18 protein-coding genes, 3 tRNA genes and 1 pseudogene are annotated in these 25,183 nt (G+C 70.9%); 18 read left to right on the top strand and 4 right to left on the bottom strand.

Annotated elements, in window-relative coordinates; all coding sequences use genetic code 11:
* Positions 1-7: 7 nt before the first annotated feature.
* The 6 genes from IT293_21215 (at position 8) to IT293_21190 (ending at position 5,925) form a co-directional block, all read left to right on the top strand.
* Positions 8-1,432 (top strand): amidophosphoribosyltransferase, encoded by a 1,425-nt coding sequence (locus IT293_21215; protein ID MCC6767177.1) that lies wholly within the window; start codon positions 8-10, stop codon positions 1,430-1,432.
* A 10-nt stretch (positions 1,433-1,442) separates the two neighbouring features.
* Entirely contained in the window at positions 1,443-3,059 is a 1,617-nt protein-coding gene (gene nadB / locus IT293_21210) for an L-aspartate oxidase (GenBank protein ID MCC6767176.1), read from the top strand.
* Positions 3,060-3,175: 116 nt separating this feature from the next.
* Positions 3,176-3,805 carry a transglycosylase SLT domain-containing protein gene (locus IT293_21205; protein ID MCC6767175.1) on the top strand — a complete coding sequence of 210 codons (630 nt, stop codon included), beginning with the start codon at positions 3,176-3,178 and terminating at the stop codon, positions 3,803-3,805.
* 25 nt (positions 3,806-3,830) lie between these two features.
* The gene (gene pgsA, locus IT293_21200) at positions 3,831-4,493 is read left to right on the top strand and encodes a CDP-diacylglycerol--glycerol-3-phosphate 3-phosphatidyltransferase (protein ID MCC6767174.1); all 663 of its coding nucleotides are present in this window, start codon (positions 3,831-3,833) and stop codon (positions 4,491-4,493) included.
* Between the two features lie 23 nt (positions 4,494-4,516).
* Positions 4,517-4,590, top strand: a tRNA-Gly gene (locus IT293_21195).
* Between the two features lie 54 nt (positions 4,591-4,644).
* Positions 4,645-5,925, top strand: a complete 1,281-nt coding sequence (locus IT293_21190) for a patatin-like phospholipase family protein (GenBank protein ID MCC6767173.1) — start codon at positions 4,645-4,647, stop codon at positions 5,923-5,925.
* 16 nt (positions 5,926-5,941) lie between these two features.
* On the opposite strand, the gene IT293_21185 is transcribed toward IT293_21190, so the two are convergent.
* Positions 5,942-7,747, bottom strand: coding sequence for a M3 family oligoendopeptidase (locus IT293_21185; protein MCC6767172.1), 1,806 nt, complete (start codon positions 7,745-7,747; stop codon positions 5,942-5,944).
* Between the two features lie 172 nt (positions 7,748-7,919).
* Here IT293_21185 and IT293_21180 point away from each other — a divergent pair, with 172 nt between their 5' ends.
* The 3 genes from IT293_21180 to IT293_21170 are packed head-to-tail and all read left to right on the top strand — an operon-like array spanning position 7,920 to position 9,982.
* Positions 7,920-8,900: a hypothetical protein gene (locus tag IT293_21180; protein MCC6767171.1), complete on the top strand. Its 981-nt coding sequence runs from the start codon at positions 7,920-7,922 to the stop codon at positions 8,898-8,900.
* Between the two features lie 55 nt (positions 8,901-8,955).
* Positions 8,956-9,294: a hypothetical protein gene (locus IT293_21175; protein ID MCC6767170.1), complete on the top strand. Its 339-nt coding sequence runs from the start codon at positions 8,956-8,958 to the stop codon at positions 9,292-9,294.
* 22 nt (positions 9,295-9,316) lie between these two features.
* Entirely contained in the window at positions 9,317-9,982 is a 666-nt protein-coding gene (locus IT293_21170; protein MCC6767169.1) for a uracil-DNA glycosylase, read from the top strand.
* 371 nt (positions 9,983-10,353) lie between these two features.
* On the opposite strand, the gene IT293_21165 is transcribed toward IT293_21170, so the two are convergent.
* The 3 genes from IT293_21165 to IT293_21155 form a co-directional block, all read right to left on the bottom strand.
* Complete coding sequence (locus IT293_21165; GenBank protein MCC6767168.1) at positions 10,354-10,629, bottom strand: hypothetical protein; 276 nt, start codon at positions 10,627-10,629, stop codon at positions 10,354-10,356.
* On the bottom strand, positions 10,626-11,639 hold the full coding sequence (locus IT293_21160) for a TIGR03617 family F420-dependent LLM class oxidoreductase (protein ID MCC6767167.1): 1,014 nt from the start codon (positions 11,637-11,639) through the stop codon (positions 10,626-10,628). Before IT293_21160 ends, IT293_21165 begins: the two co-directional genes overlap by 4 nt.
* A gap of 91 nt (positions 11,640-11,730) precedes the next feature.
* Positions 11,731-12,519 carry a DUF4124 domain-containing protein gene (locus tag IT293_21155; protein ID MCC6767166.1) on the bottom strand — a complete coding sequence of 263 codons (789 nt, stop codon included), beginning with the start codon at positions 12,517-12,519 and terminating at the stop codon, positions 11,731-11,733.
* Positions 12,520-12,624: 105 nt separating this feature from the next.
* On the opposite strand from IT293_21155, the gene IT293_21150 reads away from it, so the two are divergent.
* The 9 genes and pseudogenes from IT293_21150 to IT293_21110 all read left to right on the top strand — a co-directional run.
* A tRNA-Cys gene (locus tag IT293_21150) sits at positions 12,625-12,697 on the top strand.
* Between the two features lie 27 nt (positions 12,698-12,724).
* Positions 12,725-12,798 (top strand) — tRNA-Leu (locus tag IT293_21145).
* Between the two features lie 325 nt (positions 12,799-13,123).
* Entirely contained in the window at positions 13,124-15,511 is a 2,388-nt protein-coding gene (locus IT293_21140; protein MCC6767165.1) for a hypothetical protein, read from the top strand.
* 169 nt (positions 15,512-15,680) lie between these two features.
* Positions 15,681-17,759, top strand: a pseudogene (locus IT293_21135) (glycosyltransferase).
* Between the two features lie 530 nt (positions 17,760-18,289).
* A complete protein-coding gene (locus tag IT293_21130) occupies positions 18,290-20,056 on the top strand; it encodes an ABC transporter ATP-binding protein (protein MCC6767164.1) in 1,767 nt (588 codons plus the stop codon).
* Positions 20,053-21,210, top strand: coding sequence for a hypothetical protein (locus tag IT293_21125; protein MCC6767163.1), 1,158 nt, complete (start codon positions 20,053-20,055; stop codon positions 21,208-21,210). Before IT293_21130 ends, IT293_21125 begins: the two co-directional genes overlap by 4 nt.
* 56 nt (positions 21,211-21,266) lie before the next feature.
* Positions 21,267-22,433, top strand: coding sequence for a glycosyltransferase family 1 protein (locus IT293_21120; protein MCC6767162.1), 1,167 nt, complete (start codon positions 21,267-21,269; stop codon positions 22,431-22,433).
* Entirely contained in the window at positions 22,430-23,599 is a 1,170-nt protein-coding gene (locus tag IT293_21115; protein ID MCC6767161.1) for a hypothetical protein, read from the top strand. Before IT293_21120 ends, IT293_21115 begins: the two co-directional genes overlap by 4 nt.
* A 218-nt stretch (positions 23,600-23,817) precedes the next feature.
* Positions 23,818-25,183 (top strand): transglutaminase domain-containing protein (locus tag IT293_21110; protein MCC6767160.1); only part of this gene is annotated, 1,366 nt, incomplete at its 3' end.

The raw sequence follows: 25,183 nt of genomic DNA, 5'->3' as shown, positions 1-25,183 counted from the left end.
GAAAAGGATGCCCACGACTGAGGGCGGCTTTCGCGAGAAATGCGGCGTCGTCGGGGTTTTCGGTCACCCCGAGGCGGCGAATCTCGCATACCTCGGTCTCTGCGCCCTACAGCATCGCGGCCAGGAGGCCGCCGGCATCGTCTCCTCCGACGGCCAGGTGCTCGTTTCGCATCGCGGCCTCGGGCTCGTGACCGACATCTTTCCGGAAGCGATCGTCCGGAAGCTGCGTGGCCGGGCCGCGATCGGTCACAACCGCTACTCCACGACGGGCGCGTCGCAGCATCTGAAGAACGCGCAGCCGCTGGTCGTGGAGTACGGGCGCGGCGGTTTGGCGCTCGCGCACAACGGCAACCTGGTGAACGCCGAACGGTTGCGCGGAGAGCTCGAAGCGCGGGGATCGATCTTCCAATCGACCGTCGATACCGAGGTGATCATCCATCTCATCGCGGTCGCCGTGGCCGATACGCTCGAGGACCGCGTCGTCGAGGCCCTGCGTCAGGTGCGGGGAGCGTACTCCCTCGTGTTCCTTTCGCCCGACAAGCTGATCGCGGTCCGCGACCCGCACGGGTTCCGCCCGCTCGTGCTCGGGCGCGTGAAGGGCGCGTGGGTCGTCGCGTCGGAGACGTGCGCGCTCGACCTGATGGACGCTGAGTACGAGCGCGAGATCGAGCCCGGGGAAGTGGTCGTCATGAGCGGGGAGGGGCTCGTCTCGTACCACCCGTTCGCCAAGACGCCGGGCGCTGCGTGCATCTTCGAGCACATCTATTTCGCGCGTCCAGACTCGATCGTTTTCGGGCGCAGCGTCTACCAGGCGCGGAAGGAGCTCGGGCGGACGCTGGCGCGCGAGTCGGGAGTCCCCGCGGACATCGTGATCCCGGTCCCCGATTCCGGCGTGCCGGCGGCGATCGGCTACGCGGAAGCGGCCGGCATCGCGTTCGAGATGGGCCTCATCCGCAACCACTACGTCGGACGCACCTTCATCGAACCACGCGACGCGATCCGCCACTTCGGCGTGAAGGTGAAGCTGAACGCGCAGCGCAACGTGCTCGAGGGCAAGCGCGTGGTCGTGGTCGACGACTCGATCGTGCGCGGCACCACGAGTCGGAAGATCGTCAAGATGATCCGCGATGCCGGCGCACGCGAGGTGCACGTGCGTATCAGTTCGCCGCCGACGACGAATCCCTGCTATTACGGCATCGATACCCCGACGCGCGGGGAGCTGATCGCGTCGTCGCACGACGTCGACGAGATCCGGCGCTACATCACCGCCGATTCGCTGGCGTATCTGACCGAGGAGGGCATGTACGCCTTCCTCGGCGGGCGGCACCCCGGCTTTTGCGACGCCTGTTTCACCGGGCGCTACCCGGTGCCGTTCGAGGACACCGGCGCGCCGCGCCAGCTCGTGCTGTTCGAAGCGCAGGACGAGCGCTGAGCCGCCGTCGATGGCGCCGTCCGACGACACCTGGGAGTACCTGGTCATCGGCAGCGGCATCGCGGGCCTGACCTTCGCGCTCGGCGTGGCGGACCACGGGCGCGTGGCTCTCGTCACCAAGGACCAAAGCGGCGAGAGCAATTCGTCGTATGCCCAGGGAGGCATCGCGACCGTCTGGAGCCCCGAGGACTCGTTCACCTCCCATGCGGAGGATACGCTCGTCGCTGGCGCGGGCCTCTGCCACGAGGACGTCGTCCAGATGGTCGTGCGCGAGGGACCCGACCGCATCCGCGATCTCATCGCCCTCGGGACGCGCTTCGACGCGCATGTCGCCGGCGACGCCGTCGAATACGATCTCGGGAGGGAAGGGGGTCATTCGCGGCGCCGCGTCCTTCATGCCGGTGACCTCACGGGCCGGGAGATCGTCCGCGCTCTCACCGAAGCGCTGCGCGGTCATCCGAACGTCGTGGTTTTCGAGAACGCGCTCGCCGTCGATCTCCTGATCGACCGCAAGCGCGGTCGGGCGCCGGACCCTCCGACGTGTTGGGGAGCCTATGTGTACGAGCGCGCCACCGGTCACATCCGCGCGATGCGTGCGCGCACGACGATCCTCTGCACCGGAGGCGCGGGCAAGGTGTACCTCTATACGACGAATCCGGACGTCGCGACCGGAGACGGCGTTGCGATCGCCTACCGGGCGGGAGCCACCGTCGGGAACCTCGAGTTCTTCCAGTTCCATCCCACGTGCCTGTACCATCCGGAGGCGAAATCCTTCCTGATCACCGAGGCGATGCGGGGGGAGGGAGCGCGTCTTCGCCTGCCGGACGGCTCGTTCTTCATGGAGCGCTACCATCGCGACGCGGAGCTCGCGCCGCGCGACGTGGTCGCGCGCGCGATCGACCACGAGATGAAGGTGCACGGTTTCGAGCACGTGTACCTGGACATCGCCCACAAGCCCGCGAGCTGGATCGAGGAGCGGTTCCCGAACATCGTCCGCCGCTGCCGAGAGCTCGGCATCGATCCGACACGGCAATGGATGCCGGTCGTTCCCGCCGCCCACTACCTCTGCGGCGGGGTCGCGACCGACATGGACGGTCGCACGTCCATTCCGCGGCTCTACGCCTGCGGCGAAGTCGCGATGACGGGACTCCACGGCGCCAATCGTCTCGCCTCGAACTCGCTGCTCGAGGGCCTCGTCTTCGGACACCGCGCGGCGCGGCACGCGCGGGTCCGCCTCGCCGAGGACTCGACGCCGCCCCCGCGACTGCCCGAATGGAACTCCGGGACGGCGGTCAACAGCGACGAGTCGGTGGTCGTCACGCAGAACTGGGACGAGGTGCGGCGGACGATGTGGAACTTCGTCGGCATCGTGCGCTCGAACCGGCGCCTGGAGCGGGCGCGCAAGCGGATCGCGATGCTGCAGGACGAGATTCGTGAGTACTACTGGGACTTCCTGGTCACGGGCGACCTGCTCGAGCTTCGCAACATCGCGACCGTGGCGGAGCTCATCGTGCGCTGTGCGATGGCCCGTCGCGAAAGTCGCGGCCTGCACTACACGATCGATTGTCCCGAGCGGGACGACGTCCACTGGCGGCACGACACCATCCTCCCGGGGTCAGAAATCTGACGCGGCGACGGATTCGACGGGCCACGGGACGGCGAATTCGCATTGACGGTCCGCTGTGGAGTTGACTATGGTGCATCGCGATGGCGGCGGGTCTGGGAAGACGCCGGGGTGGGTGGATGGTGATCGGCGGGGCGCTCGTCTTCGCGCTGCTCGGCGCGGCGGACGTCTCGGCCGACATCTACAAGCGGGTCGATCGTTTCGGCGTCATCCACTACACGAACGTTCCGACCGACAAGCGTTTCTACCGGGTCGTCATCCGCGAGCTTCCGAGCATCAGCGCGCTCGGTGGCGGCGCCATGGCGAGCTTCCGCGTCGGGCCGAGCCGGGTACGGGCCGAGTCGCGGGCTTTCGATCCGATCATCACGAACGTCTCGCGCCGCTACGGCGTGGAACAAGCCTTGGTGAAGGCCGTCATCAAGGCCGAGTCGGGCTTCCAGCCGAACGCAGTGTCGCCGAAGGGCGCGCGCGGCCTGATGCAGTTGATGCCCGGGACGGCCCAGATGCACGGGGTCCGCAATATCCACGCGCCGATCGACAACATCGAAGGCGGCGTGCAGCACCTGCGCATGCTCCTCGACCGCTATCGCAACAACGTCGTCCTGGCGTTGGCGGCCTACAACGCGGGCGAGGGATGGGTCGATCAGTACAACGGCATTCCGCCGTTCGAGGAGACGCGCAACTACGTGCACAGGGTCCTGCGCTTCCGGCAGGACTATCTCCAGCAGGCGATCGCCAGCGCGCGGTGAGACGGGCGCGGCCGTCGGAGCCCCGATGGCCGTAGCATCCCCGACGCCGACCGCCGCGCGCGATCCAGCGAATCGCCTGTGGACGACGCCGAATCTCCTGTCGCTCTTCCGCATCGCGCTGGTGCCGGTGCTCGTCTGGATCCTGCGTGATCCGGGACCGTCCGCGGGTGCGGTCGCCGCGGTGCTCTTCGTCGTGGGCTCGCTGAGCGACTACTACGACGGGTACCTGGCGCGGAAGTACGGCATCGTCACGACGCTCGGCAAGTTCCTCGATCCCCTCGCGGACAAGCTGCTCGTCGTTTCGGTCCTGATCATGCTGGTGGCGATGCCGTGCGTGCCGCTCCCCGACGTGCCGTGCGCGGCTCGCGTGCCCGCATGGCTCGTCGTCGTGATCGTCGGCCGCGAGCTCGCGGTCACGGGCCTCCGCAGCATCGCATCGAGCGAGGGCATCACGCTCGGCGCCGAGGAGCTCGGCAAGTACAAGACGATCTTTCAGATCTTCGCGCTCACCGGCCTTCTGCTGCACTACCGCTACTGCTACGTGGACTTCCAACTCGGCGGCACGTATTTCCTCTGGATCGCGCTCGTCCTCGGGCTCTGGTCCGCCGTGGATTACCACTGTCGTGTGTATCGAGCGGTGCGGGCGCGGTACGTCGCGAACGGCGACATTGTTGACAGGTCGCTATGACCTCCATATGGTGCCGCTCTTCTGCGGGTGTAGCTCAGTTGGCTAGAGCACGACCTTGCCAAGGTCGGGGTCGAGGGTTCGAAGCCCTTCACCCGCTCTCTCGGCATCCAGGCCCCGGCACCTCGCCGGGGCCTTCGTTTTTGGGCGCCGCATGACGATCCCGTCGGACACGCCGTCGATGGCGGTCGAGCGCCGGCCGCGGATCGCGCTGATCCTGGCCGGCGGCGGCGCTCGCGGCGCCTACGAAGCCGGCGTCCTCGCGTTCCTGATCGAGGACCTGCCGAAACGGCTCGGCTTCCTGCCGACGTTCGACATCGTGAGCGGCGCGTCGGTCGGATCCATCCATGCCGCCTACTGGATGGCGACGCTCCAGGAGGAGGTGGCAGCCCGCGCGGCGCGCCTCGCCTCGACGTGGGAGTCCATGTCGCTCGAACGCGTCTATCGCCTGAGCCTCGGTGATCTTCTCCGGATTCCGACCCGACTCGTGAGCTTCCCCTTCACGACGGGCGCCGCGGGCGGCCGCAGTTCCGTCCCGATGCCGAGCCGAATTCCCGGACTGCTCGACACGAGCGCGCTCGAGGAGATGGTGAGGCAGCAGATTCCGTGGCGGCAGCTGCGCGGCAATCTGCGCGCGCGCGGCGGCGTACTCTGCGTCTCGTGCACCGAGATCGCGTCGGGACGCGCGGTCGTGTTCGTGGACGGCGCGCGCGTCAGCCTGAAGCCCTGGGAGTACGACCCCTACGTCGTCGCGCGCGCGTCGGGGATCGGCCCCGCCCACATCCTCGCCTCGGCCGCGATCCCGCTCTTCTTTCCGGCGGTGCGCATCGGGCGGCATTTCTATTGCGACGGCGGCTTGCGCTTGAACACGCCGCTCTCGCCGGCCCTGCGCCTCGGGGCGGATCGGCTGCTCCTGGTCGCGCTCCGACACCCGCCCGATCCCGACCCACCGGGGCCGATTCCGAGCCCGCGCGAGCAGGCGTACGGCAACCCGGCGTATCTCGTCGGCAAGGTGCTGAACGCGATGCTGCTCGACCATGTCGACTACGACCTGCAACGCATGCGCTTGATGAACGCGCTTCTCCTCGGGGGCCAACAGGCGTTCGGGCCGGAGTTCCTGCCGAGGATCAACGAGATCATCCGGGCGAGTCGCGGCACCGATTATCGGGTCGTCCGTGATTGCGTGATTCGTCCGTCGGAGGATCTGGGGCGGTTGGCGGGGCGATGCTACGCGGAGCGCTCGCGGTCGCTGAGCCCCGCGCGCCTGGTCGCCGATCTGGTCATGCGCTCGGCGGCGCACGGCGTGCCGGAAGGAGAGGCCGATCTCCTGTCCTACGTGCTCTTCGATGCGGCCTACACGCGCCAGCTCTTCGCCCTCGGTCGCCGCGACGCTGCGAGCCAGGGCGACGAGATCGCCGCGCTCTTCGCCGCTTGACGCGAGCGGCCGGTGCCTACGAGCGCTCGATCTCGTCGACCATCGCGGCGATCGCGGCGCAGCCGCCGTCCCAGAACGCCGCCGCGCGGAGATCGAAGCCGAGTCGGCTCGCAAGTGCCTCGGGCGTGGCGCTGCCGCCGGCGGCCAGGAGCTCGAGATAGGCGGGCACGAAGCGCGCCCCCTCCTCTTTGTAACGTTGGAAGAGCGCGAGCGTCAGCAGCTCGCCGAAGGCGTAGGAATAACAATAGAAGCGGCTGTGGATGAAGTGCGGGATGTAGCTCCAGCCGGTGCGGTAGGCCGGGTCGAGGTCCACGCTGTCGGCAAAGAGCGCGCGCTGCTCGGCCATCCACAGTTCGCAGATCTGGTCGTGGTCGAGGCGGCGGGAGCGCCGTGCCGCGTGGGCCGCTATCTCGAAGCGCGTGAGTGCGTGCTGGCGGAAGACCGTGCCGTACATCTCGTCGAGCGTTTCGACGAGGAGCCGGCGACGGATGCTCGGGTCCGCCGTCGTGGCGAGGAGGTGATCGGTCACGAGCATTTCGGCGAACACCGACGCGGTCTCGGCGAGGACGAGCGGCGGCTCGTAGTGCAGGAGGCGTTGCCGGCACGCCAGCGCGTAGTGCACGGCGTGGCCGAGCTCATGGGCGAGCGTGGCGACGTCGCGGCCGGTCTCGGTGTAGGTGGAGAGCACGTACGGGGCCTGCGACGGTCCGAGCGCGGCGCAGAAGGCGCCGGAGCGCTTGCGCGGGCGGATCTCGGCGTCGACGTGTCCGGACGCGAGCAGCGTGTCGGCGATGGCGGCGATCCCGCCGTCGAAACGTCCGAACGCCTCGAGCACGATGGTCCGCCCGCGTTCCCACGGGATGGCCGGGCCCGCATCGTCGAGCGGGGCGTACACGTCGGCGATGCCGAGGCGCGGGAGGCCGAGGAGTATCGCCTTGCGGCGCAGGTAGCGGTGGATCACGGGCCGGTGCCGCTCCACGGCGGCCATCATCGTCGCCACGACCTCGGGCGCGATCTCGTTGGCGAGATGGGTGGGGTGCGTCACGTCCGCGTGGCTCCGCAGCTCGCAGTCGATGCGGTGGTCGAGGAGGATGGCGTTCATGATCGCGGTGAGCGGGACCTTGGCGGCCGCGAACGGCTCGAGCAAGGCGGCGAGCGCGGACCGCCGCTCGGTGCGCTCCGGATGGTGGAGACGGGCAAGGACCTCGCCCTCGGTGAGATCCTCGTCGCGGATGCGGAAGCGAAAGGCTCCGGTCAGTTCGTCGTAGAGCTGCACGAAGGCGGCGCGCCCGCCGAGGTCCTTGCGGGTCAGGATGCGCTCCTCGGGCTCGCTCAGGACGTGCGGTCGGAAGCGCCGGAGTTGCGTGAGGAAGTGCGCGTAGTCCGCGAGCGCTGGATCGACGACGAGGGCGTCGGCGCGCGCGTCGTCGAGCGCGATCAGCTCCAGCTCGAAGAAGACGAGGGTCGTCCGCAGATCGGCGTGCGCCTCGGTGGTGCGCTGCTCGAGCGCCAGCGCGACGGTGTCCTGGGTGTCGGCCGCCGCCAGCAGCGATGCGTAGAAGCCGGGGCGTTGCGCGAGCTCCTGGAGGGCCTCGTACTCCTCGAGCGCGCAGCGCAGGTCGGAGGCGGACGCGGCGGCGATGCGTCCGCGCCACGTCGCGACGAACGCCGCCGCGCGCTCCCGGGCCGCCGCGAGGTCGCGCTCGAGCGCGGGGTCGGCGGGGTCCTCATAGAGTTCGCGGAGGTTCCAGCGCACGCCGGACGCGCTCGCGTGCGTCGCCGCGCTCCCGGCGCCGGCGCCGTCACCGTGTCGAGCGATCATCCAGGACACGTAGCAGCCGACTGGCAATGGCGCGAGCGCTGTGGTTTGGTCGCGCGTCATGCCATGGTCGGGACGCGCGCCGAATGAAGCGGAGCGGGGAGCCGCCTCTGCTCGACGATGCTCGAGGGAGGGGAAGTCGGCGGGGAAAGTGGCGGGTGTTCCGTTCCGATGCATGGTCGCGGTCATCGCGCGTCTCGGGAACGCCGTCGCGCTCACGCTCACGCTGGCCTCGCCGGCGCAGGCGGCGCGCGAGTGCGACCTCCCCGCCGCGGTGTCGCTTGCCGTCGAGGAGCGTCCTCTTCTGGACGGCGGCGGCGGAGTGGTCGTCGGGGGTTCTCCCGCACCCGGCAGCGGCCTGCGCGTCGGCGACGTCGTCAGGCAGGCGAACGGCCGCCGCATCACCGGCTGCGCGGACCTCGAGGCGGCCGCCGCCGAGGCGCTCGCCAGGGGGCTTCTCGTCCTCGTCGCGGCGGAGCGCGACGGAAAGCTCGTCATGGCGGCGCTCGCCGCGCCCGAGCCGGCGGTTGTGCTCGCCGAGCCGGCGAGCACGCCGGAAGCGGAACGGGCGCGCGTTCCGCCGTCCGCGGTTTCGCCCGTGGCCACCCCGCGCGCGACGCCGACGCCGTTGCGGGAAGCGGCGTTGCCGGCGCGCGACGGAACATCGGCGGAGCTCGCGGCCAAGGCCGTCGCCGCGGCGGCGCTGCTGGGCACCGTCGATGAGGCGGCGCGCCTGGCGGTGCCGCTCGCCGCGTACGAGCGGCGGCTCACGGAGGCGACCAACGCGATCGCCGCGCTCTCGATCGATGGCGAAGGCGGCGCCGCCGTGCGCGGCGTGATCGCCGAGGCCGTCGGCTATCACGAGACGGCGCGCGACATCCGTCGCTACAAGGCCGCGGAGCTCGCGCACGCACGCGTCGATCAACGTGGTGCCGGCGCCCTGTCGCTCGCGTACTTTTCGGACTCCGAAGTGCCGCGCTGGATGGAGCGCTATCCCTTCCTTGACGAAAGCCTGCAGCAGGCGCCGCGGACGACGCACATGCTGTTGCCGGGCGAGATGGCAGGGCGCTGGAATCCCGACCAGGCGGTCGAGCTCCTGTGGGAGCGCGCGCGTCAGGCGGCGGCGCGACTCGGGGCGTGGGGCGGAAGCCGGTGAGCGCGCGGCGAATCGACGTTCCGCGTCCGGCGCGCGGCTGGCATACTCGCCGGCGATGCGGGCGATGGTGCTCCTCGGCATACTGGTCGGGGCGATGACGGCCCATGCGGACGGACCGCGAGGCTGGCGCGGCGGTCCGCGGGCCGATCTCTTCATCGACGTGCCGCTCGAGTACGACACGGGGGTGACGTTCCCGTTCGGGGGCGCGCACCACGCGGTGCCCGGCGTCGTGAGCATCAACAAGGCGCCGTATTACTGTGCCCCGCACGCGCAGAGCTTCCGCGCGCGCGCCGCGTTCGTCGAGCACCTGAGCGTCAAACATGGCCTCGCCGACGAGGAGATTCCCTCTGCGGTGATGGTCCGCGACAACCAGGTTCGCTACGTCGGCGACTGATCGCCGCGCCGCGCTCGGCCGGCTGGCCGACGCGATCATCCGCTGCCGCGCCTGTCCGCGGCTCGTCGCGTATCGCGAGGAGGTCGCGCGGATCAAGCGCCGCCAGTTCCGCGACGAAGTCTATTGGGGCCGGCCGCTCCCGGGCTTCGGCGATCCGCGCGCCCGCCTGCTCGTCGTCGGCCTCGCGCCCGCGGCACATGGCGGCAACCGTACGGGACGCATGTTCACCGGCGACGACAGCGGCCTCTGGCTGATGCGCGCCATGCACGGCGCGGGCTTTGCGAGCATCCCGCGCTCGGAGCGCCGCGACGACGGCTTGCGATTGCGCGACGCCTACGTCACGGCTGCTGCGCGCTGCGCGCCGCCGGACAACCGTCCGACCGTCGACGAGCTCGCCCGCTGCCGGGGCTTCCTCCTCGAGGAGCGCGCGCTCCTGACGCGGGTCCGGGTGGTCGTCGCGCTCGGCCAGATCGCCTTCGCGACCGTGCTCGCCATGGAGCGCGCCCGTGGGAGCGAGCTGCCGCGGCCGTTGCCGCGCTTCGGACACGGCGCGGAAGCGATGCTCGGGAGCCTCATGGTGGTGGCGTCGTACCACCCGAGCCGACAGAACACCCAGACGGGCAAGCTCACGGCGGCGATGCTCGCCGCGGTGTTCGACCGCGCCCGCGTGCTCGTCGGGAAGGAGTGAAACGCTCGGCGCCGGTCACCGCCGCCGCGTCAGATCCTGGGGGGGCGGATCGACGCGCTACGGCGGCGCACGGCGCCGAGCCACAGCAGGAGGAGGGTGGAAAGGGTGAGCGCACCCGCTGGGACGCGGGCGGCGGGCTCGAGGTACGCGACGAGAGAGAGCAATGCGGCGGCCGCGGCGAGCGGAAGGTCGTGAGCGGGGGAGGAGGAGGAGACGGAAGCGTGGGCAGTCGGCATCGGCATGAGTCGTTCCGCTCGCCGCGGACGTGCTTTTGCGAGTGCGAAGTCCATGCCACCGCCGGTGCATGCGCCGTTCCTGGGTTTTCCCGCGCGTGTGGTACGCGGCGGCGCGCGGGCGGCACAGCCCGTGTGTCAGAGCGAGCGCAGGCGGGACAAGTTGCCCACGAGATTGCGGACGACCTGCTGCATCGGGTCCGGAATGTCGCGGCTGAAGGCGACGCGCCGCCGGCCGAGCCAGTCCCGCTTGATCGTCACGACCCCGGTCCGGATCGCGAGCGGGCGGACCAGCTGACGCAGATGGCGGCGCTCGGCCTCCGCCAGGCCGGCGCCCTGGACCTTCACGATGCGGCGGCCGCCCTCGAGCGCGAAGACGATGCGCGTGACCCCGCCGAGGCGCGGACGCTTCACGCGAACGCGCGTACGATCCGGCGCCAGCGCTCGGTGTCGTCGCCGGGACGGAACGGCAGATAGAGCGCGACGCGGTCGAGGATGCCCTCGTAGCGCGCCCGGACCCTGCCCGCGACCTCGTCCCACCGCGCCGTCACGGCGTAGACGTCGAGCATCTCGTCGGTGATCTCGCTCGCCATGCCGCCCCAGTCGCCTTTGGCCGCCTTCTCGTTGAGTCGCGCGGACGTAGCGCTCCAGCCGTGCGTTTCCAGCACGCGTGCGTATGCGCGCGTCGACGCGTAGAACGCCAGCTGCATCCGGACGGCGTCCTTCGCGCGCGCGATCTCCTCGTCGGTGTCGCCCGCGATCACGAAGGCGCTGGTCGCCAGAGCGATGTCGCTCCGCTTCCGTCCGCCCCTGGCGAGGCCGCGCTCGACCTCGGGCAGGAGCGACTCGCGCAGATAGCGGATCGAGTGGAACGGATGGACGTGGAGCCCCTCGCACAGCTCGCCCGCGAGCTCGAGCATGTAGGTGTTCACGCCCGCGATCCAGATCGGGACGCGGGGGTGCGTGATGGGGCCGGGGCTGAAGAAGGGCGTCATCAGCGTGAAGCGGTAGTGCTTGCCCTCGAAACGCGGCTTCGTGCCGTTCTGCCAGCAGTCCCAGATGGCCCGGATGCAGAGAATCATCTCGCGCAGGCGCGGGCCGGGCGCATCCCAGGTGATTCCGAAGCGCCGTTCGTTGTGGCCCTTGACCTGCGTGCCGAGACCGAGGACGAACCGGCCCCTCGACTGCGCCGCGAGGTCCCAGGCGATCTGCGCGTGGACGAGCGGGCTGCGCGGAAACGCGACCGCGATCGACGTCCCGAGCTCGATGCGTTCGCTGTGTTCCGCCGCGAGCGCCAACGGCAGGTACGGATCGTGGCTCGTCTCGGCGGTCCAGAGGCCGGCGAAGCCGATCTCGTCGGCGGCGCGCGCGAGCGCGGGAACGTCGGCCAGCGAGGTCGGGGCGAAGACCGTATCGAGCTTCATGGCATCCTCCAGGGCGAGACCCGCACGGGCGGGCGCCTTCGGCGTGATAGCCAGACGCGCGGCGCGGCGCCAGCGACGGGCGGTGCGTCGTTCAGAACGTGAGCGGGCGGCGGAACGGCTGCGGACCGGGACGCGGAGGCACGGCCGGCCCGCGCAGGTGCCCGGCGGGGTTCGAGAGCGGCGTGATCCGATCCGGAATCGGCCCCTGTGGACCGCTCGGAATCGGCGCGAACGGGATGCCGCCACCGAACCCAGGATCCCAGCCCCAATGCGTCAGCACCGGCGTGCGCTCGCGCTCGACGGTGTGGACGACGACCGTCTGCTGGGGCGGAGGCTCGACCACGATGTTGGGGGCGACGACGATCGTCGGAGGCTCGGCGACCGCGGGCTCGGGCGCCGCGCTCGGCGGCGGCCCCGCGACGCCGAGCCCCGCAGCGATGCGCAGCACCGAGGCCTCGACGCTCGCCTCCGCCTGCGGCAGTCGCCGCGCCCGCGCCGCCGCGCGCGCCGCGCGCGCGACTTCCTCGACGATCGTCGGCGTCAGCGGCCCGGCCGGATGCCATCCCGCGCTCGGATAGATGCCGACGAGCCCGAGCGTGGAGACCGCGTCCTGGGTGTCGCTCGCGACGAGCCCGAGGTCGCGCGCGATCCCGTTCGCGAAGGCGGCTTGCGCGGGTCCCGAAGGGCTCGCCGGGGCGGGAGCGGCTCGCGACTGGAAGACCTTCGCGTCGCCCCGCGCCGTCTCGGGGACGTTCCCGAGCGTGTCGTCGAGATGCGTCACTCCGTGTTCGTCGACCCAGCGGTAGACCTCGCCGCGAGCCGGAGGGCCGATCAGGAGAACCAGGAGCCAAGCCGTTGCGAGACGCGTGATCGTCGGCACGTCTCGACATCTAAGCCCGATGCGGCGTCCAGGCAATCGCGGATCGGGCGGGCGGAGGCGCCTTGCCGGTCGGGACGACCGCATGGTACGACGTCGCCTCCCTAGGGCGGCGTACCCAAGTGGCTAAGGGAGAGGTCTGCAAAACCTCGATGCAGCGGTTCGAATCCGCTCGCCGCCTCTCGTTTCCTTCCGTGTTTCGTCCTTCGCTGGTGTAGCCCAAGCGGCAGAGGCAGCTGACTTAAAATCAGCCCAGTGGGGGTTCGAATCCCTCCACCAGCATCAGTTGGGGAGCGGTGAGCCGCAGCGCGCGCCGCGGGGACGTGGCCGCTGCTCGGAGCACCGCGCGTCTCGAGCGACCCGTGGCGCCGAGGTTCGACGCGCCGGGCAATGCATCCGCCATACGGAGGGCGAGGGCGTCCGCCGCGTCCACACGGCCGTCATCGCGGGCGAAAATAGTTGCGCCGCAGGCCCTTCGTCTGGCAGATGACAGGTCTGCGCGGGTGCCGCCGCAATCCGTTCATCGAGCCAGGCCAATGACCCGAGCGCGCGATCGCGCCGAAATCGAGGCCCGCAACCACACGGGTCGCACAACCAGGGAGTCGTCATGAAGCTCGTCACCGCCGTTCTCGCCACCATGCTCCTGGCCTTACCTGTCGTGCGCGCCGAGGCCGCGCCGGTCGATTGCGAGGCGGCGCGCTGCGTCGTGCAGGCGACCATCGACGCCGAATGCCCGTGTGTCGAGGCCAAGAATCACAGCCGCTACACGGCATGCGTGAGCCGGGTGGTCAATCGCCTCGCGCGCGAGGGGGCGCTGCCGAAGAAGTGTCGCTCCAAGATCGAAGGCTGCGCGATCCGCTCCGTCTGCGGCAAGCGCGACGGGACCGTCGCATGCAAGCTTCCCGGCTCGGACGTGACGAGCCGCTGTCGGCCGCTCGCGTCGGCGTCGCTCTGTACGAGCCGCGGCGGCACCGTGGTCGAGTCGTGCTGCGACAGCTGCGTCGCGCCGGATCCGACGGCGACGCCGACCGCGACTCCGGTTCCGACGGCGACCGAGACCGCCACGCCCGTACCGACGCTGACGGCGACCCCCGAGCCCGTCGCGACCGAGACGCCGCTGCCGACGCTGACGGAGGTGCCGGCGACCGTCACCGTGACCCCCGAGCCCGTCGCGACCGAGACGCCCCTGCCGACGTTGACGGAGACGCCCGTCGCGACGGCGACACCGACGGAGGTCGCCGCGACCGCGACCCCCGAGCCGACCGCGACGTCGACGGTCGTCGCTCCCACGGCCACGGCCACCGTCGTCGCGCCGACCGTCACCGCCACCGCCGTACAGCCGACCGTGACGGTGGTCGCGCCGACCGCGACGCAGACTCAGGCGCCCACGCCCACCGCGACGCTCACCGCGGTTCCGACCGCGACCGCGACCGTGACCGCGACGCCGGTCCTGACTCCGACCCGCACGGCGACGCCGACCGTCACCGCGACGCGCACGTCGACTGCGACGCCGACGCCGACGCGCACCGCGACGCCGACGCCGATCGCGACGAGCACGCCGAGCTGCGGTGACGGTCAGGTGAATGGCAACGAGCAGTGCGACCCGCCGGGCTCGAGCACCTGCGCGGGCTCCGGCAACGGGCTCGAGGTCTGCAGCATGTCGTGCACCTGCGCGTGCCCGACCAAGATCACGTTCAGCGGCGACGCGGCGGACCCCGCGAGCATCCTCGACACCGGGTGGACCGGCATCTCGCACCGCGCGCCCGTGATCAGCAACGGGGACGTCACGGTGGCCGTCAATTGCGCCGCGACCAAGCGACCGTGCGGCACGTGTCCGATCTCCGGACCGATCGCGAACGCGCTCACGGGGCAGCTGAACGACCGGCGCTGCAGCAACGACCAGTCGATCAAGTGTACGAGCAACGCGCCGTGCACGGCGGGCGGCGGCACCTGCGAGTACTACTTCGGCTCGCCGTTGCCGCTCGCCGCGGGCGGCGTCACGACCTGCGTGCTGAATCAGTTCTTCGGCCCGGTCTCCGGCACCGCGAACATCGAGAGCGGCGAGGCGAATACGGTCGTGAACCTCCGCTCGCGGGTGTTCAACGGCATCGCGATCGACAACCCGTGTCCGCGTTGCATCGGTGACGCCGCAAACAACGACGGGGTCGCCGGTGGGACCTGCGACGGCGGACAGCGCATGGGGCTCGGGTGTGACGGTGGGGGCACCATCCCGAGCCGCGCCGACTTCGGGACGACCAGCCTCGACTGCCCGCCGGCCCCGGGCGGCGTGATCGCGACCCTGCCGATCGACCTCTCGAGCAAGACCGATCCGGTCATCAAGACGCTCACGGCGGACAGTCCGAATTGCACCAACGCGCCGGGCAACAAGTGCCTCTGCGACACGTGCAACAACGCGGCGGCGTCGCCGTGCAGCACCAATGCCGATTGCGTCGCGGTCGGCGCCACCCAGTGCGGCGGCAAACGCTGCCTCTCGGGAGCCAACAACGGCGCGCCGTGCAGCAACAACGCGGCCTGCCCGGGCGGCAGCTGCGCGCGACCGGGCGAGCCGACCAAGCCGGCGTCGTGCCTCGACAACACCAACACGGCGACCCTCGACTGCCTCGACGGCGACGGGGACGGCGAGGGCGAGTGTTCGGTCGGGCCGACGGATCAGAACTGCAGCGTGGCGTCAGGGCACGCGCAGCGGGGCTGCCTCGCCGATGCCGACTGCGGCGGCGGGTCCGGCAGCTGCCAGGTCGCGAGTCGCCAATGCTTCCTCACCGGCGGCGGCACCTTCCAAGCGAATGCCTTGGACGGCACGGATACGCTCGTCGCCGTCGGCATGGAGGATACGCCGATGAACGACACGTCCCATCCGACGCTCGGCGCGGTGTTCTGCGTCGGTCCGACGGGTGCGGCGGCCGTCAACAACGTCGCCGGCTTGCCCGGTCCGGGGCGCGTGACGATCAAGGGCACCGCGAAGGGCCTGCCGTAAGATAGGCCGTCGACCCTGCGGCGCGGGGCCGGACCTCTCTGCACGGAGGGGCGGCCCTGCGCGCGTCGGTCCGCGCTGACGCCGCGAGGGCGAGCGGCGCCTCGGCTTGTCCGTCCCCGACCCATGTGAAAAGAGGGCAGGGAATGTCTCCGATGGCCTCGCCGACCGCATGACACCGGCGCAGGCGAGCCACGCCGCTCGTACCGTGGCGCTCGCGGCGGCGAGCGACGCCGGACCGCTACAGGTGCAGGGGAAGTTCTTCTTCGCCGGCGGCCGCAAGTTCTTCATGAAGGCCGTCTCGTACGGGCCCTTCAAGGACGGGTCGCACGGGACGCAATTTCCCGAGCGCGACATGGTCGAGCGCGACTTCGCGCTCATGGGCGAGCTCGGCGTGAACGTCCTGCGGACGTTCACGGTCCCGCCGCGCTGGCTCCTCGACCGCGCCGAGGCGCACGACCTCCGCGTCATGGTCGGCATTCCATGGGCGGAGCACGTCTGCTTCCTCGACCAGCCGGCGGTCGCTGCCGGGATCCGCGAGACCATCCGGAGCGCCGTGCGCGAGTCAACCGGGCACCCGGCGGTGTTCGCCTACATGATCGGCAACGAGATCCCGCCCGACATCGTCCGCTGGTACGGTCCCGAACGGATGCAGGCGTTCCTGCGCGCGCTGTACGACGACATCAAGGCGCTCGCGCCGCACGCGCTCGTGAGCTACGCGAACTTTCCGCCGACGGAGTATCTGGACCTCGAGTTCCTCGACTTCGTCTGTTTCAACGTCTACCTGCACCAGGAAGACGCGTTCCGGCGCTATCTCGGACGCCTGCAGAACATCGCCGGCGACCGGCCGCTCGTGTTGACGGAGCACGGCATCGACTCGGTGCGGCTCGGCGAGGACGCGCAGGCCGCGACCCTCGCGTGGCAGGTGCGCGCCGCTTTCGAGTCGGGGCTCGCGGGCACCTGCATCTTCTCGTGGACCGACGACTGGTTCACGGGCGGCTTCCAGATCGAGGACTGGTCGTTCGGCTTGGTGACGCGCGAGCGGCAGCGCAAGCCCGCGTTCCACGCGATCCGGGCGCAGTACGCGGCGCCCCTGCCGCCGGCCCTTCGCCAGTATCCCAAGGTGTCGGTCGTGATCTGCGCCTACGACGCGGAGCGCACGATGGACGCCTGCTTGGCGTCGCTCGAGAGGATCCGCTACCCGAACTACGAGGTCGTGATCGTCAACGACGGCTCGCGCGACGCGACGCAGGCGATTGCCGAACGGTACGTCGAGGCCCGTCCGAGCCTCTTCACCCTCGTCAACCAGCCGAACAAGGGGCTCTCGGTCGCGCGCAACGTCGGCATGGAGGCGGCGTCGGGCGACATCGTCGCCTACACCGACTCCGACTGCGTCGTCGATCCCGACTGGCTGACGTATCTCGTCTACAAGTTCCAGGCCGGGTTCGTCGCGGTGGGAGGCCCGAACTTCCCGCCGTCGGAAGACAGCGCGGTAGCCGCCTACGTGGCGGCGTCACCGGGCGGACCGACCCACGTGCTGTTGAATGACGAGATCGCCGAGCACATCCCGGGCTGCAACATGGCCTTCCGGAAGCGGGCGCTCGAGCAGGTCGGCGGCTTCCAGCCGATCTTCACGGCCGCGGGCGACGACGTCGATCTCTGCTGGCGTCTCCAGAACCAGGGGCACGTCATCGGCTTCAGCCCCTCGGCGATGGTCTGGCATTTCCGCCGCAACACGGTGAAGGACTACTTCAGTCAACAGCGCGGCTACGGGAAGGCCGAGGCGCTGCTGTATTTCAAGCATCCGTATCGCTTCAACATGCTCGGGCAGTCGCGTTGGCTCGGGCGGATCTACGGCGAGTTCACGACCTCGCTCTTCTCGCGCCGGCCGGTGATCTACTCGGGGACGTTCGGACGCGGGCTCTTCCAGACGCTCTACGAGCCGCCGTCGTCGATCTTCGCCTTCCTGCCGTTCACGTTGGAGTGGAACGCCGTCGCCGCGGTGCTGCTGATCGCGGCGCTCGCCGCCGGCAAGTACCTGACGCTCGCCGCGCTGCCCCTCGCGATCACGCTCGTGTCCGCCGCCGCGAGCGCCCGCAACGCCCGCATCGACCCGCGCTTCGACCATTGGCGCGGCCGGCTGCTCGTCGCCATGCTGATCTACCTCGGGCCCCTCCTGCGCAGCTACGAGCGCTACCGCTGGCGCGTGAAGGGGCTGACCGACGTCGAGCGCATCCGCTTCGCCGAGATGCGCCAGGCGCCGCGCATCCGCTGGCTCGGCCGCGAGTTCTTCCTGCGCTACTGGAGCGAGGGCGGCCAGGAGAAAGAGGAGCTCCTCGAGGGGGTGATCCGGTTCCTGCTGCCGCGCAAGTACCTCATCGCGCACGATCTCGGCTGGAGCGACTGGGACCTCGAGATCCGCCGGGGCATCGCGACCAAGTCGCAGCTGCGGGTCGCGGTCGAGAACCACGGCGGGACGAAGCGGCTCTTCAACGTGCGCTGCGCGATCAAGACGTCGCGCGCGGCGAAGCTGGCGCTCTGGTGCGCCGGTGGGCTCGTGGCGATCGGCGCGTACCTGTTCGTGCCGGAGCTGCTGACGGTCGCGCTGGTGCTCGCCGCCCTCGTGGCCGGCTCGATCTTCTATCAAGCCGTCCGGCTCGGCCGGACGATGTACCAGGTGCTCGAGATCGTGGCGCAGCAGATCGGGCTCGGGCCGATGGAGGCGGGTTTCTGAGCTCCGCGGCCGCGACGGGGGGCGCCGCGCGCGCTCCCCGCTTCCCGCTGCTGCGCGCCGTCGCGCACTACCTTCGCCCGCGCCGCGCGGCCTTCCTGTTCGCCCTGGCGCAAGTCGTGTTGATCGGCGCGTGCGAGCTTCTGAAGCCCTGGCCCCTCAAGATCGTCGTCGACAACGTGCTGACGGGCGCGCCGATCGCCTGGGGACCGGCCGCCGGCCTCGGACCGATGCAGCTCCTGCTCGCCGCCTGCCTCGGCCTCGTCCTGCTGTACGTCGCGCTCGCCGCGCTCGGTACGCTCAACAACGCGACGACGATCACGATCGGGCAGGGGATGGTCAACGACTTCCGTCTCGATCTCTACCAGCACCTGCAGCGGCTCTCGCTCAAGTTCCACACCAGCCGCGACGTCGGCGACCTCCTCTATCGCGTGACCGCCGACACGTTCGCCATCCAGACGCTCAGCATGAACGGGGTGTTCCCCATCATCACGTCGCTCGTGTTGTTCGGCGGAATGGTCGTCGTGATGGGGCGCATGGACGGACTCCTGACGGCCGTCGCGCTCGCGATCTGCCCGGTGATCTTCCTCGGCATCACGATCCTCGGCCGCCGGATCAACGCGATTGCGACCGAGGCGCGCCAGAAGGAGAGCCGGCTCTACACCGTGACGCAGCGCGGGATCGCGGCGATCCGCGTGATCCAGGCGTTCACCACCGAGGAGGAGGAAGCGCGGCAGTTCGCGGCGTCGAGCACCGAGAGTCTGCGCGCCAATCTTCGCATGTACATGATGCAGACGTTCTACTCGGGCGCGATCAACGTGATCATCGCCGTCGGGACCGCGCTCGTACTCTGGGTGGGCGCGACCAAGGTCCTGAGCGGAACCCTCACGATCGGTCAGGTCCTCGTCTTCACGACGTACCTCGCCTCGCTCTACGCGCCCATCAACAGCATCAGTCAGACGATCGGCATGGTCCACGGCGCGCGGGCCGGCGCCGCGCGGGCGCTCGAGATCCTCGCGACGGCGCCGGACCTCCGCGACGGCGCGCGGACCTTCGCGACCGTCCCGCGCGGAGAGGTCCGCTTCGAGCGCGTGCACTTCGCGTATGCCGCCGACCGCCCGGTGCTGCGCGACGTCGATTTCGTGGCGGAGGCGGGGCAGGTGGTCGCGATCGTCGGGCCGACGGGCGTCGGCAAGAGCACGCTCGTGAGCCTCGTCGGCCGCTTCTACGATCCGGTGGAAGGGCGCGTGCTGCTCGACGGCGTGGACCTCCGCGAGTACCGCCTGCGGGATCTGCGGAGCCGGATCGCGATGGTGCTGCAGCCGGCGCTCGTTTTTCCGACGACGCTGCGCGAGAACATCGCGTACGGCAGGCCGCAAGCGACCGAGCTCGAGATCGCGCGGGCGGCGCGGCTCGCCCAGCTCGACGGGCTCCTGGCGCGACTACCGCAGGGGCTGTCGACGCCCGTCGGCGAGCAGGGCGCGACGCTCTCGGGCGGCGAGCAGCAGCGGGTGACGATCGCGCGCGCGATCGTTCGCGACGCGCCGATCCTCATCCTCGACGAGCCGACGTCGGCGCTCGACACGGAGACCGAAGCGCTCATCATCGCCGCGCTCCGCGAGCTGATGCGCGGCCGGACCACGTTCGTGATCGCGCACCGGCTCTCGACGATCCGGCACGCGGATCGGGTCGTCGTGCTGCGTGAAGGAACGGTGGCCGAGCAGGGGACCTTCGACGAGCTCGTGGCGCGCGGCGGCGCGTTCACGCGTCTCTACGAAGCGCAGTTCGGCCGCCGGGAGGGGGCGGAGCCGGCGTGAGCGGTCCGCGCGTCGTGGTGCTCGGCATCGCCGGGCAGTATCCGCTCGCCGGCGTCGCCTGGCAGGCGATCCACTATCTCGTCGGCCTGCGCGCGCTCGGCTGCGACGTGTACTACGTCGAGGACTCGGGCGCGCCGCCCTACGACCCGGGAAGCGGCGGCCTCGGGGTCGCGGCCGACGCCAACGTGGCCTACCTGGCCGACGTCATGCGGCGCTTCGACTTCGCCGACCGCTGGGCCTACTGGGACGGGCTCGCGGACCGCTGGCACGGCCGCGATCACGCCGCCGTGTGCGCCCTCTATCGAAGCGCCGACGCCATCTTCAACCTCTGCGGCGCGACCGAGCTCCGCGACGAGCACCGGCAGGGCGCGAAGATCTGCTACGTCGAGACCGATCCGATGTACGAGCAGATGCGCGTGGCGAACGGCGAGGAGGACAGCATGAGGTTCCTCGCCTCGCACGACGTGCTCTTCACCTACGGCGAGCTCCTCGGGACGCCCTCCTGCCGGGTGCCGGCGGAACGCTTCACCTGGATCGCGACGCGTCCGCCGGTCGTTCCCGCGCTCTGGCGGCCCGCGCCGGAAGGACGGGCGTTCACCAGCGTCGCCACCTGGGAGAACAAGGGGAAGAACGTGGTGTTCCGCGGCGAGACCTATCGCTGGTCGAAGCACCTCAACTTCCTCGCCATGATCGACGTGCCGCGCGCGAGCGGCGTGCCGTTCGAGCTGGCGATGGACCCGGGTGACGACCGCGTGCGAGCCGAGCTCGCGGGGCGCGGCTGGTCGCTCGTCGATCCCCGGCCGATCTCGGCGGACATCGAGGCGTATCGCGCGTACGTCGAGGCGTCGCGCGGGGAGTTCACGGTCGCGAAGGACATCTACGTCCGGCCGCGCAGCGGATGGTTCAGCGATCGCAGCGTCTGCTTCCTCGCCGCCGGCCGGCCCGTCGTGACGCAGGAGACGGGCTTCAGCGAGCGCATCCCGAGCGGCGAAGGCCTCCTCGCGTTCGCGACGCCGGAGGAGGCGGTCGCCGCGGTGCGCGCGGTGGTCGCCGACTGGCCACGGCACGCGCGCGCGGCGCGCGCCATCGCCGAGGAGCATTTCGCGGCCGACAAGGTGATCGGCGCGATGCTCGGCGCCGCCGGGCTCCGCTGAGCGCGGTGGCGCCGCCCCTCGTGACCGTCCGGGCGTCTGGCGCTACAGTGCGCGCCGTGCGCATCGTGGTCACCGGTCTCATCGCCACCTATCCGGTGGGAGGCGTGACGTGGGACTACCTGCAGTACGTGCACGGCCTCGTGGCGCTCGGGCACCACGTGACCTACCTCGAGGATACCGGTCAGTGGGTGTACTCGCCGCGTCGCGAGACGTTCACCGACGCCTGCGAGGAGAACGTCGGCTACTTGTCGCGCGCCATGGGCGCCGCGGGTGACGGCGTCGCCTGGGCGTTTCGCGACCCGTGCGGCGTCGTGCACGGGCTCGGCGCGGAGGCGCTCGTGCGCCGGTGCCGCGAGGCGGATCTCTTCCTGAACGTGTCCGGGAGCGGCTGGCTGCGGGACGAGTACCGCGGCCGCGGCGTCCACGCCTATGTCGACACCGACCCGTGCTACAGCCAGGCGAAGCTCGCCGCCGCGACGACCGGCGATGCGGCCGCGGCGGTGCGCGAGTCGGCGGCGATGATCCGGTCGCACGACGTCTTCTTCTCCTACGCCGCGAATCTCGGCGCGCCGGATTGCGCGATCCCGACCGTCGAACTCTCCTGGCATCCGACGCGGCCGCCGATCGTGCTCGACGACTGGCCGGCGTCGGCGCCGCCGGACCACGGCGCCTTCACGACCGTGATGTCGTGGAAGATCGACGTGACGCCGCCGGTGATCGACGGGCGGGTGTACGGAGGGAAGGACGTCGAGTTCGCGAAGATTCTGGCGTTGCCGGAACGGACGTCGGAGCGCCTCGAGGTGGCGCTCGCGGGCGCGGCGCCGCGCGCGCGGCTCGCGGCGGCCGGCTGGTGCCTGCGCGACGCGCGTGAGGCGTCGGCGACTCCGGCCGCGTACCGCGCGTACCTCGCGGCCTCGTGCGGCGAGCTGAGCGTCGCCAAGGAGGCGTACGTCGCCACCCGCAGCGGGTGGTTCAGCTCGCGCTCGACGGCGTACCTGGCGCTCGGCCGGCCGGTAATCGTGCAGGACACCGGGCTCGCGCCGCACTATCCGCTCGGCGAGGCGATCCTGCCCTTCGCCGATCTCGCCGACGCGGCAGCGGCGCTCGGGAGCGTGCGCGAGGGCTACGCGCGGCGCTGCGCGGCGGCGCGCGCCGTCGCGGCCGAGGCGTTCGGCGCCGAGCGCGTCCTCGGGCGCCTGCTCGCGGACGCGGGGTGCGCGTGAGCGCGCCGCGCGTCGTGGTCGCGGGGTACTTCGTCCGCTATCCGCTCGGCGGTTACGCGTGGCAGGCGCTGCACTTCCTCGCCGGCTTTCGGACGCTCGGATGCGACGTCTTCTTCTACGAGGACACCGCGTACTACGCCGACGCCTACGTGCCGGGCGCGGACGGCATGCGGAGCGGGGACTACGACCACGGCGTGCGCGCGGCCGCGACGTTCTTCGGCGCGCACGGCTTCGGCGATGCGTGGGGATTCTGGGACGCCGGCGCCGACCGCTGGCACGGGGCCGGCGAGGCACGGACGCGCGCCGCGCTCGCGGAGGCCGACGTGTTCGTGAACGTGGCGGGCGTGAACCGGGTGCCGCGCGCCCGGCGGCCGCGGGCCGTTGCGGCGTACGTCGACCTCGACCCGGCCTATGCACAGCTCCGCCTCGCCGGGGGCGACGCCGGACTCGCGGCCGTGGTGGCCGAGCACGACGCGCACTTCACGCTCGGCGAGAACATCGGGACGGCGGCGTGCCGCGTCCCGACCGGCGGGGTGCGCTGGCGGCCCATCCGCCAGCCGATCGTCGCCGAGCTGTGGGAGCCCTTGCCGATGGATCCGGCCGCCGCGTTCACGACGATCGGGAAGTGGGACGCGACGGGGCGCGACGTGACGTTCGAGGGCGAGACCTTCGCGTGGCGGAAGCGGACCGAGTGGTTCGGGTTCCTCGACCTGCCGGGCGCGACCGGCGAGCGCTTCCGGGTGGCGATGGACGTCGCCAACCGGCCGGACGACCTCGCGCGACTCCTCGCGGCCGGATGGGAGGTGGTGGACCCGCTCGCCGTGTCGAGCGACCCGGAGGTCTATCGCGCGTTCGTCCGCGGATCGCGCGGAGAGTTCACGGTCGCGAAGGACGTCAACGTGCGCCTGCGGAGCGGGTGGTTCAGCGACCGCAGCGCCTGCTACCTCGCGGCCGGACGGCCGGTCGTGAACCAGGACACCGGCTTCGACGTTCACCTGCCGGTCGGGGAGGGGCTCTTCGCCTTCCGGACGGCGGACGACGCGCGCGCCGCGTTCGCCGCGATCGCGTCCGATCCGTCGCGGCATTGCCGGGCCGCGCGCGCGCTCGCGCTCGAGTACTTCGCGCCGGCGCGCGTCCTCGGGCCGATGCTCGACCTCGCGCGGTGACGATGGGGCGCGGGGCGGAGATCATCCGGCGCGCGGGGCCGTTCCTTGCCCGGGGCGTCCTCGTGCTCGCGGCGCTTCTCGCGTGGGCGGAGCGTCCGCAGGCCGAGCCGAGCGCCGCGCCGACGCCGGCGGCGGACGGTCGCATCTTCAGTCCGGCGGACGAGGCGCGCGTCCGCCCCCGCAAGCCGACGATCCAATACTGGACCGTTACGGTGTCGATGGACGTCGATCCGACCGATGACGTCGCGTCGGTGCGTATGCTGGTCCCGGTGTCGGACGGCCGGCAGGCGATCCTCGGCCGCACGGTGCGCCCGAGCGCCTTTCGTTTCCGTGAGGACGCCGAGCCCCCGAACCAGTGGGTCGGCTGGGAGGCGGCGGCGGTGAAGCCGCAGAAGGGCGCCATCGCGTACAGCTACACCGCGCGCACGACCGACGTCTGGTACGACGTGCCGCGCCTGGCGCTCGCGGACAACCCGCCGCCTCCCGACCCGATGCACCTGCGGCCGAGCGAGCGCGTGCAGTCGACCGACCCGGCGATCGTCCGGCGCGTCGCGGCGCTGACGCGCGACGCCGGGCGCGTCGACGAGACGACGTGGTCGCTCTTCCAGTACGCGGCCTCCTTTCTCCGGAGCGAGAGCCGGGACGCGCCCGACGACGCGGTCTCGGTGCTGAATGGCGAGCGCGGCAGCCCGAGCGGACGCGCCCGGCTGCTCGTCGCGCTCTTTCGCGCCGCCGGCATCCCGGCGCGGCTCGTCGGCGGCCTGCGCCTCGAGGACGGGGCTCGCAAGCGCGCGACGATCTCGTGGGTCGAAGCGTGGCTCGGGGGCCGGTGGCTGCCGTTCGATCCCGCCAACGGGCACTACGCGACGCTGCCGGCGAACCATCTCGCGCTCTATTACGGCGACCTGCCGCTCATCGAGCACACCGCGAAGCTCGGCTTCCGGTACGACATGCTGATCCATCAGGTGACGCGGCAAGCGTTGCTCGCGCAGGAGGCGGAGCCGCCGACGACCACGATCAACCGCGTCCGCGAGGCGAACCTCGAGACCGAGCGCGTGAAGACCTACGCGTTCTACGCCGAGAAACCGGTCGCGTCGGTCGTCCTGATCACCGACGTGCCGGTGGCCCCGGCGATCATCGAGCGTATCGTGGCCGACGCGCGCGAGCGGTCGATCAGCGTCGTGTTCCTCTCGGCGAGCTTCGAGTCGCGCTATTTCCGCGAGCACTATCTGCAACGGCTGATCGCCAGCAACTTCGACGCGATCGCCGAAGCGCACCTGCTGCTCGTGTCGACGCGCGACGAGGCCGGACTCTACGCGCTCCTGCAGCTCGGGGAGCACCGCGTGGCGCTGCGCGACGCGCGGCTCGTGGTGGCGGGCGGGTTTCCGCGATCGGTCGGGAAGGTGCTGGGCTCGGTGCTCTATCGCCTGGTCGCGCCGGGCGAGCTGGTGCTGGTCAATCCGCAGGCGCCGCTGCTCTCGCTCTGGAGCATGGCGCGGGCGAACCTGATCGACGGCGTGCCCATGGTCGAGGCGGCGTCGCTCTGGGACCTGCGCCCGCAGGTCATCGACGCCGACGACGTGC

Source organism: Deltaproteobacteria bacterium, from assembly GCA_020848745.1.
Taxonomy (GTDB): Bacteria; Desulfobacterota; Binatia; order UTPRO1; family UTPRO1; genus UTPRO1.
Note: the sequence above shows the minus strand (reverse complement) of the source record. Positions and strands in the feature narration are given on the sequence as shown.

Excerpts from the sequence above, each read along its gene's own strand:
- IT293_21215 (MCC6767177.1), top strand. The coding sequence starts at position 8 with ATGCCCACGACTGAGGGCGGCTTTCGCGAGAAATGCGGCGTCGTCGGG.
- nadB (MCC6767176.1), top strand. The coding sequence starts at position 1,443 with ATGGCGCCGTCCGACGACACCTGGGAGTACCTGGTCATCGGCAGCGGC.
- IT293_21205 (MCC6767175.1), top strand. The coding sequence starts at position 3,176 with ATGGTGATCGGCGGGGCGCTCGTCTTCGCGCTGCTCGGCGCGGCGGAC.
- pgsA (MCC6767174.1), top strand. The coding sequence starts at position 3,831 with ATGGCCGTAGCATCCCCGACGCCGACCGCCGCGCGCGATCCAGCGAAT.
- IT293_21190 (MCC6767173.1), top strand. The coding sequence starts at position 4,645 with ATGACGATCCCGTCGGACACGCCGTCGATGGCGGTCGAGCGCCGGCCG.
- IT293_21185 (MCC6767172.1), bottom strand. The coding sequence starts at position 7,747 with ATGATCGCTCGACACGGTGACGGCGCCGGCGCCGGGAGCGCGGCGACG.
- IT293_21180 (MCC6767171.1), top strand. The coding sequence starts at position 7,920 with ATGGTCGCGGTCATCGCGCGTCTCGGGAACGCCGTCGCGCTCACGCTC.
- IT293_21175 (MCC6767170.1), top strand. The coding sequence starts at position 8,956 with ATGCGGGCGATGGTGCTCCTCGGCATACTGGTCGGGGCGATGACGGCC.
- IT293_21160 (MCC6767167.1), bottom strand. The coding sequence starts at position 11,639 with ATGAAGCTCGATACGGTCTTCGCCCCGACCTCGCTGGCCGACGTTCCC.
- IT293_21140 (MCC6767165.1), top strand. The coding sequence starts at position 13,124 with ATGAAGCTCGTCACCGCCGTTCTCGCCACCATGCTCCTGGCCTTACCT.